Annotated in this window: 17 protein-coding genes; 1 reads left to right on the top strand and 16 read right to left on the bottom strand. The window is 45.0% G+C overall.

The window, feature by feature from the left end; translation table 11 throughout:
* Positions 1–49: 49 nt before the first annotated feature.
* Complete coding sequence (gene pckA, locus BMY63_RS04370) at positions 50–1,663, bottom strand: phosphoenolpyruvate carboxykinase (ATP) (RefSeq protein WP_091915012.1); 1,614 nt, start codon at positions 1,661–1,663, stop codon at positions 50–52.
* Between the two features lie 304 nt (positions 1,664–1,967).
* Here pckA and upp point away from each other — a divergent pair, with 304 nt between their 5' ends.
* Positions 1,968–2,624: a uracil phosphoribosyltransferase gene (gene upp / locus BMY63_RS04365; protein ID WP_091915011.1), complete on the top strand. Its 657-nt coding sequence runs from the start codon at positions 1,968–1,970 to the stop codon at positions 2,622–2,624.
* 74 nt (positions 2,625–2,698) lie between these two features.
* On the opposite strand, the gene BMY63_RS04360 is transcribed toward upp, so the two are convergent.
* The 15 genes from BMY63_RS04360 to BMY63_RS04295 all read right to left on the bottom strand — a co-directional run.
* Entirely contained in the window at positions 2,699–6,097 is a 3,399-nt protein-coding gene (locus BMY63_RS04360) for a leucine-rich repeat domain-containing protein (protein WP_091915009.1), read from the bottom strand.
* 166 nt (positions 6,098–6,263) lie between these two features.
* On the bottom strand, positions 6,264–7,769 hold the full coding sequence (locus BMY63_RS04355) for an SLC13 family permease (RefSeq protein ID WP_176771121.1): 1,506 nt from the start codon (positions 7,767–7,769) through the stop codon (positions 6,264–6,266).
* Between the two features lie 294 nt (positions 7,770–8,063).
* Positions 8,064–9,068 carry a 2-oxoacid:ferredoxin oxidoreductase subunit beta gene (locus BMY63_RS04350; RefSeq protein WP_371113573.1) on the bottom strand — a complete coding sequence of 335 codons (1,005 nt, stop codon included), beginning with the start codon at positions 9,066–9,068 and terminating at the stop codon, positions 8,064–8,066.
* Between the two features lie 19 nt (positions 9,069–9,087).
* Positions 9,088–9,483 carry a four helix bundle protein gene (locus BMY63_RS04345; protein WP_091901826.1) on the bottom strand — a complete coding sequence of 132 codons (396 nt, stop codon included), beginning with the start codon at positions 9,481–9,483 and terminating at the stop codon, positions 9,088–9,090.
* A gap of 21 nt (positions 9,484–9,504) precedes the next feature.
* Positions 9,505–11,352: a 2-oxoacid:acceptor oxidoreductase subunit alpha gene (locus tag BMY63_RS04340; protein ID WP_091915005.1), complete on the bottom strand. Its 1,848-nt coding sequence runs from the start codon at positions 11,350–11,352 to the stop codon at positions 9,505–9,507.
* Between the two features lie 760 nt (positions 11,353–12,112).
* Positions 12,113–12,601, bottom strand: a complete 489-nt coding sequence (locus tag BMY63_RS04335) for a hypothetical protein (protein WP_143065719.1) — start codon at positions 12,599–12,601, stop codon at positions 12,113–12,115.
* Between the two features lie 4 nt (positions 12,602–12,605).
* Positions 12,606–12,788: a KilA-N domain-containing protein gene (locus tag BMY63_RS04330; RefSeq protein ID WP_091915000.1), complete on the bottom strand. Its 183-nt coding sequence runs from the start codon at positions 12,786–12,788 to the stop codon at positions 12,606–12,608.
* Positions 12,789–13,108: 320 nt separating this feature from the next.
* Positions 13,109–13,540 carry a hypothetical protein gene (locus BMY63_RS04325; RefSeq protein ID WP_143065718.1) on the bottom strand — a complete coding sequence of 144 codons (432 nt, stop codon included), beginning with the start codon at positions 13,538–13,540 and terminating at the stop codon, positions 13,109–13,111.
* Positions 13,530–13,694: a hypothetical protein gene (locus BMY63_RS12285; RefSeq protein WP_177178381.1), complete on the bottom strand. Its 165-nt coding sequence runs from the start codon at positions 13,692–13,694 to the stop codon at positions 13,530–13,532. The genes BMY63_RS04325 and BMY63_RS12285 overlap by 11 nt, the downstream gene beginning before the upstream one ends.
* A 16-nt stretch (positions 13,695–13,710) precedes the next feature.
* A complete protein-coding gene (locus BMY63_RS04320; protein ID WP_256218960.1) occupies positions 13,711–14,076 on the bottom strand; it encodes a hypothetical protein in 366 nt (121 codons plus the stop codon).
* Between the two features lie 46 nt (positions 14,077–14,122).
* On the bottom strand, positions 14,123–14,425 hold the full coding sequence (locus tag BMY63_RS04315; RefSeq protein WP_091914984.1) for a hypothetical protein: 303 nt from the start codon (positions 14,423–14,425) through the stop codon (positions 14,123–14,125).
* 296 nt (positions 14,426–14,721) lie between these two features.
* Positions 14,722–15,417: a hypothetical protein gene (locus BMY63_RS04310; RefSeq protein ID WP_091914982.1), complete on the bottom strand. Its 696-nt coding sequence runs from the start codon at positions 15,415–15,417 to the stop codon at positions 14,722–14,724.
* A complete protein-coding gene (locus tag BMY63_RS04305) occupies positions 15,395–16,387 on the bottom strand; it encodes an RHS repeat domain-containing protein (protein WP_091914980.1) in 993 nt (330 codons plus the stop codon). Before BMY63_RS04305 ends, BMY63_RS04310 begins: the two co-directional genes overlap by 23 nt.
* A gap of 275 nt (positions 16,388–16,662) precedes the next feature.
* Positions 16,663–17,208 (bottom strand): hypothetical protein, encoded by a 546-nt coding sequence (locus BMY63_RS04300; protein ID WP_143065717.1) that lies wholly within the window; start codon positions 17,206–17,208, stop codon positions 16,663–16,665.
* Positions 17,205–18,146: RHS repeat domain-containing protein (locus BMY63_RS04295; protein WP_305729032.1), on the bottom strand; the 942-nt coding region annotated here is incomplete at its 5' end. The genes BMY63_RS04295 and BMY63_RS04300, both read right to left, overlap by 4 nt.

Genomic DNA, 18,146 nt, shown 5'->3' with positions numbered 1-18,146 from the left:
CGGACCTGCAACTTGCCCCCATAGGCGAAGTTGCTTCCGGTCCTGCGTTTTACAACTTCGGACCTGCAGCGACCAGAGCCTTACCGGCCTCGTTGCCCTCGTACTTCTTGAAGTTCTTGATGAAACGGGCAGCCAGATCCTTAGCCTTCTCCTCCCACTCAGCAGCAGTTGCATAAGTGTCACGAGGATCAAGAATAGCAGGATTTACGTTAGGCAGCTCTGTCGGAACCTCGAAGTCGAAGAAGGGAACCTTCTTGGTAGGAGCCTTCAGGATGCTTCCGTCCAGGATGGCGTCGATGATACCACGTGTATCGGGGATAGAGATACGCTTGCCAGTACCGTTCCAACCGGTATTAACCAGGTATGCCTTGGCACCGCTCTTCTCCATCTTCTTAACCAGCTCCTCAGCATACTTAGTTGGGTGCAGCTCGAGGAATGCCTGACCGAAGCAAGCAGAGAATGTAGGAGTAGGCTCAGTGATACCGCGCTCTGTACCAGCCAACTTAGCTGTGAAACCAGACAGGAAGTAGTACTTGGTCTGCTCAGGAGTCAGGATAGAAACGGGAGGCAGTACACCGAATGCGTCGGCAGAAAGGAAGATCACGTTCTTTGCGTCAGGACCTGCGCTCTTACCGTTCACCTTCTGGGCGATCTTCTCGATGTGGTTGATGGGGTATGATACACGAGTGTTCTCGGTGACGCTCTTGTCAGCGAAGTCGATCTTGCCATCCTCGGCAACAGTAACATTCTCCAGCAGAGCGTTGCGCTTGATAGCACCATAGATGTCGGGCTCGTTCTCCTTGCTCAGGTTGATAACCTTTGCATAGCAACCGCCCTCGAGGTTGAACACACCCTCGTCGTCCCATCCGTGCTCGTCGTCACCGATCAGCAGACGCTTCGGGTCGGTAGACAGAGTGGTCTTACCAGTACCAGACAGACCGAAGAAGATGGCGGTGTTCTTACCCTCCATGTCAGTGTTGGCAGAGCAGTGCATAGAAGCGATACCCTGCAGGGGCAGATAGTAGTTCTGCATAGAGAACATACCCTTCTTCATCTCACCACCGTACCAGGTGTTGATGATAACCTGCTCGCGGCTAGTGGTGTTGAAAGCAACACAAGTCTCTGAGTTCAGACCCAGCTCCTTGTAGTCCTCAACCTTTGCCTTAGAAGCATTGTAGATGACGAAGTTAGGCTCGAACTTCTCCAGCTCCTCAGCAGTAGGCTGGATGAACATGTTCGTTACGAAGTGAGCCTGCCAAGCAACCTCCACGATGAAGCGGACGGCCAGACGGGTACCCTCGTTAGCACCACAGAAAGCGTCAACAACATACAGGTTCTTGTTGCAGAGCTCCTTGATGGCAATGTCCTTCACCTTTGCCCAAACCTCCTCGCTCATGGGGTGGTTGTCGTTCTTGTACTCCTCAGTAGTCCACCATACCTTGTCATGGCTCTGAGCGTCATCAACGATATACTTGTCCTTAGGAGAACGACCAGTGTAGATACCAGTCATTACGTTTACAGCGTTGAGCTCTGTGTTCTGACCCTTGTCGAAACCAGTCAGACCAGCCTTCGTCTCCTCTTCGAAGAGAACCTCATACGACGGGTTGTGAGCAATCACGGTAGAACCGGTGATGCCATACTGTGTCAAATCTAACTTTGCCATATTACTATTTTTTTAATTGTGAAAATGATCTCTTAATAAGATGTTCTTTTTAATCGCCTGCAAAGTTACGAATTAATTCACAATAGACTTGTCACAATTCCTGAATTTTGTGTAGGCACACGGCCTTTTTAGGTTAAAGAACTTAAAATTAGAAAGGAAAGTGCCTCTTTTGTCACACCGACATAACAAAAAATATTCGTGGGTGTATAGATATACATACCTTTATGTAATTATTTTCAGAAATCATTGGCATTTTCAGATATTATGCTTACTTTTGCACACATAAACTAAAAACTGTAAGAATATGCAAGTAATAGATTTCAGCAAGAGTAATTCGGTGATCAACCTGTATATGTCGGAACTGCGCGACAAGAACTACCAGAGGAACCGTATGCTGTTTCGTCACAACATCAGACGTGTCGGTGAGATGATGGCCTTCGAGCTCTCTAAGACTCTGGAATACAAACCGAAGACGGTCACGACCCCTTTGGGAACGCTCGAGATCCCTCTGCCGAAGGAGGATTTGCTGATTGCTACTGTGCTCCGTGCCGGTCTCCCCTTCCATGAGGGATTCCTCAACGTGTTCGACCATGCCGATAACGCCTTTGTGTCGGCCTATCGGATGTACACCAACCGTGAGCATACCGAGGTGGGTATTCATACCGAATATATGGCTGCGCCCAGTCCGAAGGGTAAGACGCTTATTATCGTCGACCCGATGCTGGCCACCGGCGGTTCGATGGCGGCGGCCATCGAGGCACTGATCAAGACCGGTAAGCCTAAGAAGGTGCATATTGCCAGTGTCATTGCTGTGCCAGAGGGTCTGGAGGTGGTGAAGAGCGTTCTGCCAGAGGATTCCACCATCTGGTGTGCCGCCATCGACCCGGGCATGAACGAGCATAAGTATATCGTCCCAGGCTTCGGCGATTGTGGCGATCTCTGCTACGGTGAGAAACTGTAATAGACTAAGGATATAAAAAATCCCGCTCCAGACAGAGCGGGATTCTTTTTGTTTGTATATGAAGGTCTGAAATGCTATTTGAGGATCTTGACAATCTGGCCGTTTTTCTTCTTGATGATGTTTAGGCCATGCTGGAGGTTGTCGATGCGGTTTCCTTTGATGTCGAAGATCTGGTCATCCTCATCGTCCGTCGTGATAGAGGCAATGCCTGTCGATGTGATGTCGTCGACAATCTTGGAGAAGTCCTTCCAGTAAGGAGCAGTCATATACGCCTCTTTACAGCCAGTCGGCACGTGTAATGTCGCTTGCTGTTGTAATGGCAAAAACAAAGTCTCTTCGCTAATGGCAAGAGGGGTAGTGTGATAGACATAGAGGTCTGTCATATTGAAGCATCGGTCAATGAAATTAAGACCGAGGCTCGTCACACTTTGAGGAATATCAAGTGATGTCAGGTTCAAACAACCATCAAAAGCGGAATCCTCTATAGATATGACGCGGTTGGGTAGGGATACAGATATTAAATGGGTGCAATCAGAGAAAGCGCTGGCTCCAATGGAGATCACACTCTCGGGGATAATTATTGAACTCAGACTCGTGCAGTTAGAGAAAGCACATTGACAGATGTCTGTGACACTATCAGGAATGTCAATGGAGCTAAGATTGCTGCAATACGAAAAAGCACTTATGCCTATGGATGTAACACTTTTAGGAATACTAACTGTTGTAAGGCTGTTACATCTCTCAAAGACGTGTTCTTCTATAGATGTAACACTATTTGGGATACTAACATCACTAAGGCTAGTACATCCGGAAAAAGCCCATCCACTTATTGACGTGACGCTGTTTGGAATCGTTATCGAAACAAGATTGCTGCATTCTGAAAAAGCCCCTTCACTTATTGACGTGACACTGTTAGGGATGTTTATGGTCGTCAGGTTGGTGCATTCCTCGAAAGTTGAGTTGGCTATGGATGTGATGCTGTTGGAAATTTCTGCAGAGACCAAACTGCGACATCTATAAAAAGCCTTTTCGCCTAATGAGGTAACACTATTCGGAATGATGACCGAGGTTAGGCTTGCACATTCTTCGAAAACTCTATTAGCAATGTCTGTGACACTATTGGGAATTATTATGGTAGTAAGGTTTTTGCATCCTCCAAAAGCTCTACTGCCTATTGATTTGACACTATTAGGGATGGTTATGGTCGTAAGGCTACTACATTCCTCAAAAGTTGAGTTAGCAATGAATGTGATGCTGTTGGAAATTTCTGCAGAGACTAAACTGCAACATCTAAAAAATGCACTTTCACCTATTGAGGTGACGCTATTCGGAATGATGATCGAAGTCAGGTTTGTACAATCTCCGAATGCATATTCACCAATTGAAATAACATCATTAGGAATATTTATTGTAGATAGATTAGTACAAGCATTGAAAGCACCATTACCTATAGATGTGATACTATTAGGGAGTTCAACACTCTTTAGATTGCTATAGCTTTCAAAAGCATAGTCGCTAATAGATTTCACTTTTTTTGTCATTACGACCTTCTCAACACAATATGCAAATAATGGAATAACCATATCACAGTCAAATGTTATTTCTTTTAAATTGTTGCATTTTTCGAATAATCCTTGACCGATTGAGGTCGGAGAACAAAGAATTGTAACAGAGGTTAAACCGCTACAATCATAAAAAGCACCATTACCAATGGATGTGATGCTATTGGGGACAATTATCGTAGTCAGGTTGCTGCAGCCAGCGAATGCCCCCTCACCTATTGATGTGACGCCGTTTGGAATTGTTATAGAGTTTAGACCGCAACAACCTATGAAAGAACCATCTCTTATAGATGTGATGCTATTAGGGATGTTTATCGTGGTCAGGTTGCTGCAGCCGGAGAATGCATTCTCACCTATTGATGTGACGCCGTTTGGAATTGTTATAGAGTTTAGACTGCTACAACCGGCGAAAGTATCTTCCGCAATGGATGTGACGCTATTAGGGATGTTTACAGAGGTTAGATTGACACAACAATAGAAAGCGTCAGCACCTATAAAAGTAACGCTGTTGGGGATTGTTATATTAGTTAGACTACTGCATCCAAAAAAGGCGGCATAACCTATAGATGTGATGCCTTCATGGAGATCGATGGTGGTTAGGCTTTTGCAGTTTTTGAAGGTTCCTTCGCCTATTGATGTGACATTATTAGGAATATTTATGGAAGTGAGATTATCGAAATGAACGAAAGCATAATCATCGATAAATTTCACCTTTTCGTTCAATGTGATTTTCTCGGCAGAATGCGCTCCAGATAGTAGTTCTGAATTGATGGTCTCACAGTCCAACGTCACTTCTTTTAGATTGCTACAATCGTGGAAGATTTCAGAACCAATATAGGTGGGGGAACAATGTATAATAACAGATACCAACCCTGTGCAACCAGAGAATGCGGCATAGCCTATTGATGTAACATTGTCTGGGATCGTTATTGTAGTCAGACTACTGCATCCCTCGAAAGCACCATTGCCTATTGACGTGACGCTGTCGGGAATCGTTATGGCGTTCAGACTACTGCATCCTGAAAAAGTGTCATCACCGATTGATGTGACACAGTTGGGAATCGTTATTACAGCCAGACTACTGCATCCTTCAAAAGCGTCATCACCGATTGACGTGACGCAGTCAGGAATCGTTATTGCAGTCAGACTACTACATCCTTTAAAAGTCAAATAGTCTATTGACGTGACGCTGTCGGGAATCGTTATTGCAGTCAGACTACTACATCCTTTAAAAGCACCATCATCTATTGACGTGACGCTGTTTGGAATCGTTATCGAAACAAGATTGCTGCATTCTGAAAAAGTCAAATAGTCTATTGACGTGACGCTATTGGGGATATTTATCGTAGTCAAGTTGCTACATTCTGTGAAAGCTCTAGCACCTATTGATGTGACGCTGTTGGGGATGGTTATCGTTGTAAAGCTCCTACATCTCGCAAAAGCACCAGCACCTATTGAAGTAACGTTGTTGGGGATTGTTATATTCGTCAGACTGCTACACCCTTCGAAAGCGTAGTCTCCTATTGAAGTAACGTTGTTGGGGATTGTTATATTCGTCAGACTGCTACACCCTTCGAAAGCGTAGTCTCCTATTGATGTGACGCAATTAGGAATCGTTATTGTAGTCAGGCTACTGCATCCTTCAAAAGCGCTTTTGCCTATGGAAATAACCTTATACGTCTTGCCCATGTAAGTCTCTTCCTCTGGGATGACTACATTTCCTGAATATGAGGCTTCGCCATAAGAAAGAAATGTAACCTCCAATTTGTAATCATCTTCAGCGCCAATACGGTTGTAATAAATGTCGGTGCCTTGAGCATTCTTTACTGCGATGTCATAGGAATAGACATTTGTTCCGATCATACATGTAAGTACGACAAGAAGAAGTCTTGTTGTAAGATTATTAGTCATGATTATAACTTGTTGGTTGAATTAATTTATAGTTTACGGTTGCAAAGATAATCATTTTATTTCATTTAGTCGCAGATTTGGCGTTAAATCTTTTGCTCTTAATACTAAAAAATCCCGCTCATGGCAGAGCGGGATTTTTTGTTGGTATATAATAGATGAAATTCTCTTAGATCAGGTGGAGCGTACCCATCAGGTACACGAGGCCGAAGCCGAAGAGCATCGAGATGAAGCCCATGATGATACCCATCTTCACCATGTCGTTCTGCTTCACATAACCAGTAGCGAAGGCCAGAGCGTTCGGTGGGGTAGAGATCGGCAGGATCATGGCCGACGAAGCGGCGATGGCCACACCAATCAGTACGGTCGGGGTACCACCGATAGGATCGAGCTTGTCGCCCATGGCACCGCAGACGATTGCCAGGATCGGCATGAGCAGTGCTGCCGTAGCCGAGTTCGAGATGAAGTTCGACAGCAGGTAGCAGATAGCACCGCCAAGAAGCAGGATGAGCACCGGTGAGAACTCACCGAAGGGAATGCTCTCCACGGCATTGGCTGCCAGACCAGAGGCGTTCAGACCATAGCCGAGGGCGAAGCCTCCGGCCACCATCCAGATGACACTCCAGTTGATCTGCTCCAGGTCGCGCTTGTTGATGACACCCGTCAGGGCGAACACCATGAACGGTATCATGGCCACCGTATTAGAGTTGATGCCAGTGAACTTGTCAGACAGCCAAAGAGCGATGGTGACGAAGAATGTCACGATGACGATCCACGAGTGACGTCCCTTCTGTATGCCGCCCTCAATGGTCAGTTCGATGTTCTTCTGGGTGAAGGGGAACATCTTCAGCAGGATTCTCCAGCTGATGAACAGCAGCAGGATGACGAGGGGGAACATGAACATCATCCACTGACTGAAGCCCAGACCGAGGTTCAGACCCTCAGGGTCGTTCAGGTATTTCAGGGCGATGGTGTTCGGCGGTGTACCGATAGGGGTACCCATACCACCGAGGTTGGCAGCCACGGGAATCGACATGGCCAGTGCGACGCGGCCTTTGCCTTCGGGCGGCAGCTGACGGAACACCGGTGTCAGGAAGGTGAGCATCATAGCGGCAGTGGCTGTGTTCGACACGAACATCGAGAACAGACCGGTGATGAGCAAGAAGCCCAACAGCACCATCTCACTGCGAGTACCGAATGGTCTCAGCAATACCTTAGCCAACTGAGCGTCGAGACCTGTCTTTGTGGCGGCGATGGCCAGCACGAATCCACCGATGAACAGCATGATGGTCGGGTCGGCGAATGTGGCCATCACGCCCTTGTGACTCAGCACTTTTCCAACAACCTCCTCATTCACCATCGGTGCGATACCACTGTCCGTACAGAACAGCAGCATGATGACGATGATGGCGATTGACGTGGCCCATGAGGAGACCACCTCAAGAACCCACATCAGCGTGGCAAACGCGAAGATAGCGATGATGCGCTGCTGGATGACGGTCAGGTTCTGGATGCCGTACCACTCGGAAGGCATGTTCCAAAGCAAGAGGGTTACTATGGCTACCAGAGCAATCTTGATAGCCCTTTTGGTACCATCGGCAGGATGGTATTTACGTTGAAAACGCATCTTATGGTACGTCTCAACGAGTGGAAATCCTTTGTATATGTGAAACATATCTAATAGTAATTGTTGATAATTCTTAGATTCTTGTGGTCGTTTTTTGAAAACCGCCACAAAGGTAGTAAGTTTTTGAGAATAAAGTAATAAGAATGAAATAAAATACCCGTATAACGAGTGTATAAATACACAAATACTTCTTTTACTCTTATCCTCCTTGGCGGAATTGTCAAGTAGACTTTGCAAACGATTGCCTTTTTACGGCTTCTGATTGATAGAAATCAAAAAAGGATAAAAGGGCAGAACGGTCTGTCCTTTTATCCTTGGTTGTGTGTGGATATCTTCTTCAGCTTATTCGCTGACAGTCCAGATGTCGTTGGTCTCCAGAAGCTCGGTGAAGTTGTGATACTTCTTCTGAGCGCTCACCTCTTCCAACTGAGCGTGGACGGCCTCGTCGTAGGTCGGAGCATCCACGTCGCGGATCACGCCGAGGGCGATGGGGAATCCGTCTTCCGGAGTCATCATGGCGAGCTTCAGTTGCAGGGTGTTGTCCTCGCAGTGAGCGTCGTGCACGAGTACATCGTCGATGGTGTAGCCGTCCTTGCCGATCTCCACCACCTTCAGGCCGAAGCCCTCCTGTACCAGTCCGAACTCGTTGTTCTCACCGAACACGAGCTTCTCACCGTGGCGCACGTAGATGGCGTTCTTCTTACGACCCTCGTTGTTGTACACGATGTCATGGCAGTGGTCGTTGAAGATCACGCAGTTCTGCAGGATCTCGCAGACGGCGGCACCCTTGTGCTCGTAGGCGGCCTTCAGGATCTCTACGGTTCCCTTGGCGTCGGTGGCGACGGCACGGGCGAAGAAATGGCCGCGGGCACCGAAGCAGAGCTCGGCAGGACGGAACGGATCCTCTACCGTTCCGTAAGGGCTCGACTTCGACACGAAGCCACGTGGTGAGGTGGGTGAGTACTGACCCTTCGTCAATCCGTAGATACGGTTGTTCAGAAGGATCATGTTCAGATTGATGTTACGGCGGTTGGCATGGATGAAGTGGTTACCACCGATAGCCAGTCCGTCACCGTCGCCCGACACCTGCCATACGGTCAGGTCGGGGTTGGCAACCTTCGCACCCGTGGCGATGGCGGCGGCACGACCGTGGATAGTGTTCATGCCGTAGGTAGCCATGTAGTGGGGAAGACGACTGGAGCAGCCGATACCAGAGATTACTGCTACGTTCTCGGGAGCTACGCCGATCTCGGCCATAGCCTTATGGAGTGAAGCCAGGAAGAAGTGGTCACCGCAACCAGGGCACCAACGAGGCTGGCCTTTCTTAAAATCTTGTGCTGTAAACATTTTAATTAAGAGTTAAGAATTAAGAGTTAAGAATATTACAGTCATTATTGTCATATTTATCAGAGTTTTCTTTGGTCGTCTTCACAATTGATGCTAAAATGGATGTTATCTCGTTAGCTTCATTGTGAATAGACTCAAAGGTTTTATCATCTATATATTCACTATCATGTAAGAGTTCAATCCAGTAGAGAGTCTCATTGGCTTCTTTTAATGCGATCGAGGTCTTGCTTATAAAGTCTGCACGGCTTTGTGCAAATTTAGCCTCACGCATCATAGCGCCAATTGAGGTACCGCTTCGAAGCATCTGTTTAGATAACACAAATTCTGATTGTTGTCTTGTCAGATACTTGTATGCTTTTACCATTCGCAAGGCGAACTGATAAGCACGGTTTTCTATCGGATTTTCCAGAGTCATTTATTTCTTAATTCTTAACTCTTAACTCTTAATTATATTCTCGAACGAGTCTACGAGTTCGGAAACAATGAACGGCTGACCTTTTACCTGGTTGAACTGGAACGGAACGAAGTTGTCGACCTTCATGCGCAGGTAACCGGCGAGCTGACCCATGTTCTGCTCGGCCACAACCACCTTCTTATACTTCTTCAGCACGTCGGCCGTGTTCTTCGGCAGCGGGTTCAGGTACTTGAAGTGCGTCTGAGCCACCTTATAGCCTTTCGCACGGAGCTCGTCCATGGCAGAGTGCAGATGACCGTAAGTAGAACCGAAGCCCACGATGAGCAGGTCGGCATCCTGTACGTCACCGTCGACCTCAAGGTCGGGCACCTGGATGTTCGCGATCTTCTGCTGGCGCAGACGCGTCATCAGGTCGTGGTTCTCCGGGTTCGTAGAGATGGCGCCTGTGTTAGAGTCTTTCTCCAGTCCGCCGAGGATATGAGCGAAGCCCTCACGACCCGGCACGGCCCAGTAGCGGGTACCGTTCTCGGCACGCATATACGGTGTCCACTTTCCTTTCAGTTCCTCGGGTACGTATGGCGGATTGATCGGGTCGAGCTTAGCGATCTCTGGGAGCTTGAAGGCACCCGAGCCGTTGGCCACGAAGGCGTCGGTGAGAAGCACCACAGGTGTCATGTGCTCCAGGGCGATCTTACAAGCCTGGTAGGCGGCGTCGAAGCAGTCGGTAGGACTGGTGGCGGCCATCACTGGCATCGGGCTTTCACCGTTACGGCCGAAGAGAGCCTGCAGCAGGTCGGTCTGTTCCGATTTTGTGGGCAGACCCGTGGCAGGACCGCCACGCTGTACGTCGAGCACCACGAGCGGCAGCTCCATGATCACGGCGAGGTTCATGGCCTCACTCTTCAGACAGATGCCAGGACCGGAGGTCGAGGTTACGCCCAGGGCACCGGCGAACGAGGCGCCCAGTGCTGAGGCACAGCCCGAGATCTCATCCTCGCACTGTACGGTGGTCACGCCCAGCGACTTGTGCTTCGACAGCTCGTGGAGCACGTCGGTGGCAGGGGTGATGGGGTAGGAACCCAGGTACAGACGGAGACCGGCCTTCTCGGCAGCGGCGATGAAGCCGTAGGCCGTGGCCTTGTTACCTGTGATGTCCATATAACGTCCGGGCACCTTCTCCTTCGACTCGATGCGGTATACGTTGACAGCCGAGGAGTGGGTGTTATGACCGTAGTCGTAGCCGGCCTGCACCACCTTAATATTATTCTCTGCGATGGCAGGTTTCTTGGCGAACTTCTCCTTGAGGAAGTTACCAACGAGGTTCAGGTCGCGGTCGAAGAGCCAGCACACGAGTCCGAGGGCGAACATGTTACGGCATTTCAGCATCGCCTTGTTGTCCATGCCCGAGTCGGCCAGACAGTCCTTGACCATGGTGGTGAGCGGGCACTGGATCACGCGGTCGGGATCGATGTTCATCTCACCGAGATAGTCCTCGGTATTGAACTGTGCCTTCTCCAGATCCTTCGGACCGAACGAGTCGGTGTCGATGATGATCGTGGCACCCGGCTTAGCATAGCGGTACTGCGTCTTCAGGGCGGCGGCGTTCATCGCAACGAGCACGTCGCACTTGTCGCCCGGGGTGTACACCTTTCCGGCGCCGATGTGTACCTGGAAGCCTGAGACACCCGTCAGCGAGCCTTGCGGGGCGCGGATGTCCGCTGGGTAGTCTGGGAATGTAGAGATGCCGTTACCAACGGTGGCACTGACCGTAGAAAAAATGTTTCCGGCCAACTGCATACCGTCACCGGAATCACCCGAGAAGCGGACAACAACCTGGTCCAGCTCCTTCACTTCTAATTGTTCTGCCATAACTATTTGTTTAATTACAATATTTCTCTCTTTTGGGCTGCAAAATTATGCAAAATCTACGAAACAACCAAGCGTTTTCGAATAAAAATTCATATTTTGTAGCCAATAATGTATGTTTTGTGCATATTGATGTGCATTTCTGATAAATGATGCTGTTTCTCGTCCCAAAGAGCCCCCGCTCCCAAGCTTGCGGTTGCTGAGCCTGCCGAAGCAATGCCCCACGGTCCTTGAGCCTGTCGAAGGGTTGTCCCAGAGCGGCCCCTGAGTGGTTCCTGAGCTTGTCGAAGGGCCAAATACGATATATCTTTACAAACGATCGTTCATAACTCGCACAGAGGTCAGGAACGCTGGAGTGAGGGCCATAGACGCGAGTTTTAGGCGGTTTTCGTAATCAGTTGATAATAAGATAATTATACATATACGAGGACAGGGTGGCATCTTACACTCAACGAGATAATCTCCAAGAGTCATTCAGATAGGCTCCACAAGTGAAAGAGATAATCCCTATACCCTATAAGAGATTATCTCTTTCACTCGTAAGTGCCATTCCTTACAGTCATGGAGACTATCTCCTTGACTGTTAGAAGCCACCCCTACCCAAAGTAGCCCCCATCTCTACGCCAAACAGGGGGAAAAGGAACTAAAAGTCCCCCTTAGTTTTTCTGGTTCACGATATTAGGCGACCACTTTTTTCGGCACATTTTTAGGACAAAAGTGAGCTGTCCTATGATATTTCTTACGACTTACACGTCTTATTGCCTCAATTTCCTAGAGGAAGTAAAATGCCATCATGATAACTCTCATCTATAGCCTCATAATAATAATCTTCAGCCTCATATGATTCGTAAATGTAATCAGCTATGTGTTTGAGATATAAGACATAATCACTTGACTCAATAAGTAATTTCTCCTTTGCATCCATCAATTGTTTCTGCACATTTATCGCATTATGAGCATTAAAGAAATACAATTTGTGCTTATACCTAATAAACATCAACTGCTGAAAATGAGGCCCCATTCCTCTGAAGACATATATACCATCTTTAAAGGATGTATCCTTATAATTAACCAGATTGTGTACGTTTATCCCCGCCCCAACATGAAACTCATTGGTACAACTATAATATACACTATCCAATTGGGCAACCATGTATTCTGGAATTTCAACATAATACATTATGTTTTTCCTCTTACCATACATATGGATACCTATCAAGAAAAAACAAAATAAGCAGAGAATTCTTTTCATAATTTTATTGTAAAGTTCTAGATTCTTCTATTCCCCCAAGGTACTCTGTCGTGTTCTTTAGGCTGAGCCAACGAAAGATGATATGCTCTTGTAACTGACTACGTGCCATATCCGTAAGAGATGTGTAATCATTGTTGTTATGGGAAACAACCGTAATCTCTGTGTCCTGAACAGTTATCTTTGCCATAGGGTTGTGTTGTTATAGATTATCTTGCAAATGTAGCGCAAAATCGTGAGAAGAAAGAAGAAAAAAGAGAAAAAATGCTCAAGAGTTGGATACTTTGTTTTATAATGGTGGTGAACGATATTGGTAAGCATCCGATATTTGGCACACAATATTTACAAATCACATTCCATCAAGAATCCGCATAAAGAAAGTTCAGGGACAAGTTGGGAGTTTCGTGCCGGTAAAGTAACTGAAACCTGGCAGGAAACTTCGACTTTCCTGTCAGGTATAAACAAGTAGCCCCCGAAATGTCCGCAACTAGGACACTTCAGGGCCACCTCCTATTTATAGTTACAGAAAATGTAACATGCGATTTTATTTATTTCAAACAAATAAAGAGTGGGGCATTCTTTCTTCTCTCTATACTTGATCTTAAACCTATATCTTTTCTTTTCCTTTCTTTCTCTTTTGTCATACACAATTGTAAGCACATCATCCTTAAGATACCAACTTCCAAGGCAAACTTTTCCATAAGGATATACCTTTCTAAACCGATGATTACCTAAGAACTCTATTTTTATGCATCCAGCATAACCACATGCAATACCGCCCTCCTCTATCATGGGTCCTTCCCCTATGGAATCCATTTCCTCCTCACTATAAAAAATGATTCGCCTTTCTGTCCATACTTTATCAACAAGAATGGAATCGTTTGCATAAACACCTATACTGGTGAATAATGATAGACAACATAATAAAATTTTATTCTTCATAATGATCTTTTTCATCTACTCTTTCTGGTAAATCTAATTCTTTTCTAACAATATTTTCATTCTTTACAGCATTTCCTGTTTCTGTTCCTACAATAGCCGGTGCAGCATGTCCAACTATTTCATGTATAAGCACTTCTCCTGCAGGCTTTTTCACTTCATTACCTTCTGTATCATGTACGATGTGACCTTCCTTTGAGACAACCGTTTTTTACGTTTGTTTTGTCAGTTTTACTATCGGTAAGTCCTCCTCCATATTTCTTAACATCAAATGTCTGGGAAGCATTTCCTTTTGTCGCTGTATATGTGTCACCCGCCATTAGAGTTAGCTTCCTTTCTGCTGAAATTGTTTTGTCCAATCTTTCCGAATAATGGCCAGACCCTTTTTCATTTATTTCAGCATCTTTATCAACACACATATATCCATTCTCATCAACTTTATATTGGGTCTTGGAGTATGTGTTTATCATTTGCAAAACTTCTGACTGCGATCGTTTTGGTATATATATTTTCTTTCCATCCGGATCAATAAACTTCACCGGATTGTTGGCACAATACGCATAAGGACTGATACCGTAGTATTTCTCACACAGGGGATCGATGCGGTCCCACCTTGCCAATATCGGGTCGTGCTGGCGGGCGCCAGTCGTAGGTGTTCAGGCCGAACGTGCCGTCGAACTCCTTGCCGTTGTACTTATATTGTTGGAAGTCGCGGTTCAGTACCATTGCTTTCAGCGTGTCCACGAGCTGGCCGCCGAAGGGGTAGTAGTTCACGCGCTGCTTCATCGCGCCCGTCGAGGTCACCGTCTCACGCACCGTGCCCAGATGGTCCTTGTTCTGATAGTAGAACGTGAACTTGTCCGTCGTGCCGCTCTTTTGTAATCCCATGCGATTTATAGTTGATAACCAACGGCAAATATAGCAAATAATTGGGAATATTCATGGGTTATTTCCAAAATATTTTGTCCGACAGCATCTCTGGTAATACAAGTGGCCCCGAAGCGCCCTACAACCAGGACACTTCAGGGCTACCTCTATTACAGGTAAACAATCTTTATTCCAGAGGAAAGTGTGATGTCGTGTAACATCAGATGGCGCAAACGAAAAGAAACAGCAAAGACCCTTTCTGCGCCTAAGAAATCATCAATCGATATCCTTTCAACTTATTTCACATTTTCGTATAATTAGTTACACAAATAATCATTGAAATTTGCCAAATACTCATAATATGTAACCCTATTTCTACTATTAAACTGCTTCCGTAGAAACAAATAGTATTTTTCATCTATTCTTCTTAACTGCCTGATTATATATTTATATTCCTTTTTGTTTTTACTATTATGAGATATTACGAGTAAATCACCTAATAGATAAGCATTTTTCTGACTTATTTGGAAATCTCTATAGTTCCTGTAATTTTCTAGTCGGTTTATGTCACATGAATCCCACATTGCTAATAATCCAATCTCACATCCCTTATTTAGTAGACTGTCGCATAGTGCGTATTGAATCTCCTTATTACTACAATAAGATAATAAGTTTGGGAGTGTCTCAACCCATCTACTAACATCTTCATATATAAAATTGGAATTCGCATAGTTTGCAGAATCACATAAATACATAATTGTCTTTTCAAACGAACTTCTTACATAGAGACTCATTAATGAGTCTCTATGTAAAGCATCACAAGATTCATTTTTCATTGCAGATAAAACATATCTCCCAAGCAGTTTATTGTATCCTAGATCAGATTCAACCTCTTTTGGAATCTGAAATGAAACACTATCTTGCGATAGTCCGATCTGGTGGCATTGAGCATTTAGACTGAGTACAAAAAGCAATGCCATTACAAAACATTTATTTCTTTTTTTCTTCTCCATACAATTGATCGAAAACAACATTAATATTTGCAGAATATCCATTATCTGAATCACTTTTCTGATATCTCTTTATGTCTGACATAAAACTATTCTGTGCAGCTTTTGATGACCCGGGGAGACTAGACCTTATTTCTTCTGTAGGTGAATCTATTTGGTCTTTTCCAACAGCCAAAAGGCACCCATCTGTAGCACCTTTTATGTGAAATTGTATTGCGGTCCTATTTTGAGGGGTCGATCCTTTCTTTGCTTTTACAGTTTGATTATTTATATTGTTTGGATCTCTCAATTCTAATACGTTATCCTTACCCCCCCAACGGGATTTTACAACAGCGGAAAAAGTATCTCCATCTTTAAGAACATCAAAGGTAACTTCTGTTGCTGGTTTCTCTTGATTGTTGTAATTTTTACGATATCCCACACGGGTATAATAATATGTATTACTTTCTCCAGAATCATTTGACACAGTTACCTCATATACAGAGACCGTTGTCGTTTTGGGACCCTTTATGTTTCCTTTCTTCAATTCAGAAGAACTATATAAGTTTATGGTTGTAGTACCAACAGGTTCATTTCCAACTTTGATTTTTACATCTTTTCCATCTGGATCCACAAACCTCATAGGATTATTCGCACAATACGCATACGGACTGATGCCATAGTACTTTTCACACAGAGGATCGATGCGGTCCCAGCGGGCGAGGACGGGGTAGTGCTGGCGGGCACCGTAGTCGTAGGTGTTCAGGCCGAACGTGCCGTCAAACTCCTTACCGTTGTACTTATACTGCTGGAAGTCGCGGTTCCACATCATTACCGTCAGCGTGTCCACGAGCTGGCCGCCGAAGGGGTAGTAGTTCACGCGCTGCTTCATCGCGCCCGTCGAGGTCACCGTCTCACGCACCGTGCCCAGATGGTCCTTGTTCTGGTAGTAGAACGTGAACTTGTCCGTCGTGCCGCTCTTTTGTAATCCCATGCGATTTATAGTTGATAACCAACGGCAAATATAGGAATTATCTCTGAAACTGACAAATCCCAAAGGTGAATTCTTTGTGCTTTAAGGCAAATTCCTTGGATGCAGTTGACAGATATGGGTTATATGTTTTTGCAAATAATAACGAAAATCCGCAGCCCTGCTCATGGCAAGATTGCGGATAGGTTGCTTATAATCAACGAGCGGATTCCTCAGGAGATTCCCACGTTCGAATTGACAGTCGTCATTACAGACTTGAAATCAATCAAAGAGCAGTTTCATTTATTTTTTGGTAAATTATTGGTTAAGATATATTCCGTAATAGCCAATGGAATACATGGATTAATAACTTTAGGATTGTCTTTTTGATCTAAACCATGTGAAAAAGAGATCTCTTTATTTAACTGGACAAAAACACCCTTCAACCCTATATATGAAATATTCACCATTCCACCACTTGCAAGTTTTAGAGTCTCCTTTCTTCCATTCTTTTCCATTTCATCAAAAAACAAATTTCTAAATCTGGTTTTTGTATCAACCCCATCGTCACCATACAATTTTATGAAAACATCTGACGACCAACAGCGAGGAACATATGTCGTGTTCTGTAGAATGTTATTAATAAAATCCTGCTCGCTGTTTGTATTAACTATCAAAGAATCATTCTTATCCAATATGACATCAAACATGATTGGGTAATTCTGCTTCATGTCAATATCTATCGATATATAATATGCGTTTTTAACAACGAAGTCCATTTCGTTTATTTGCCCAAATATGCTAATATTCGCAAAGGAAAAGATAAATATAAATAATAATCTCATTTCTTTTTATTTATTATAGGTAAGACACTAGAATTTATAACTTTTAAAGCATCGTTATTGCTTGGTTTCTTGGGCGGATAATTCATAATACCATCAGAAACACTATTCCCTTTTGGATGTGACAAACCAAATGTATGAAATATTTCGTGAATTCTATTTTGTTTTGTATCAAGTCCTGAGTAGCCAACATTCATTACTATGTTCTGATTTTCTTGTGTGACACCTCCAACAACAGATGTGGTACCATCAGAACGTTCAACTTGTTCAAATCCGATATTCCTATATAGTTGACTATTTCCTTTCGAAATAGAATTTCCGATATTATGACCTTCATAATCATCAGAAGCAGCTTGTATAGTTTCTGTTGTCCCTCCGTCTTTAAATGTGAGATCAAATTTTAATGAATATCCCTCGTAATCACCAGATGGAATAGTAAGATTCAATTCATTCAAATATTTATTATAGTCATTCATCTCGTTTATATCTCCTGATGAGTAGCCAGAAAGTGTTTGAATATTTCCATTAGAATCACGATATGCCCTATCTCCTGTTCGAACAAAGTAGTCTGCCTTAACTGTAATTGTCTTATTCTCTTCATCAACTATTTTTACACCATCTCTTCCGTCCGGATCAACACAATTTACCGGATTATTGGCGCAATATGCATACGGACTGACATTATAGTACTTCTCGCAGAGCGGATCGATCCTGTCCCATCTTGCGAGGACGGGGTAGTGCTGGCGGGCACCGTAGTCGTAGGTGTTCAGGCCATACATGTTGTTGAACTCCTTGCCGTTGTACTTGTACTGCTGGAAATTGGGGCTCAACACCATCGCCTTCAGGGTGTCCACGAGCTGGCCGCCGAAGGGGTAGTAGTTCACGCGCTGCTTCATCGCGCCCGTCGAGGTCACCGTCTCACGCACCGTGCCCAGATGGTC

This window comes from Prevotella aff. ruminicola Tc2-24 (assembly GCF_900110895.1).
In the GTDB taxonomy this organism is placed as follows: domain Bacteria; phylum Bacteroidota; class Bacteroidia; order Bacteroidales; family Bacteroidaceae; genus Prevotella.
Note: the sequence above shows the minus strand (reverse complement) of the source record. Positions and strands in the feature narration are given on the sequence as shown.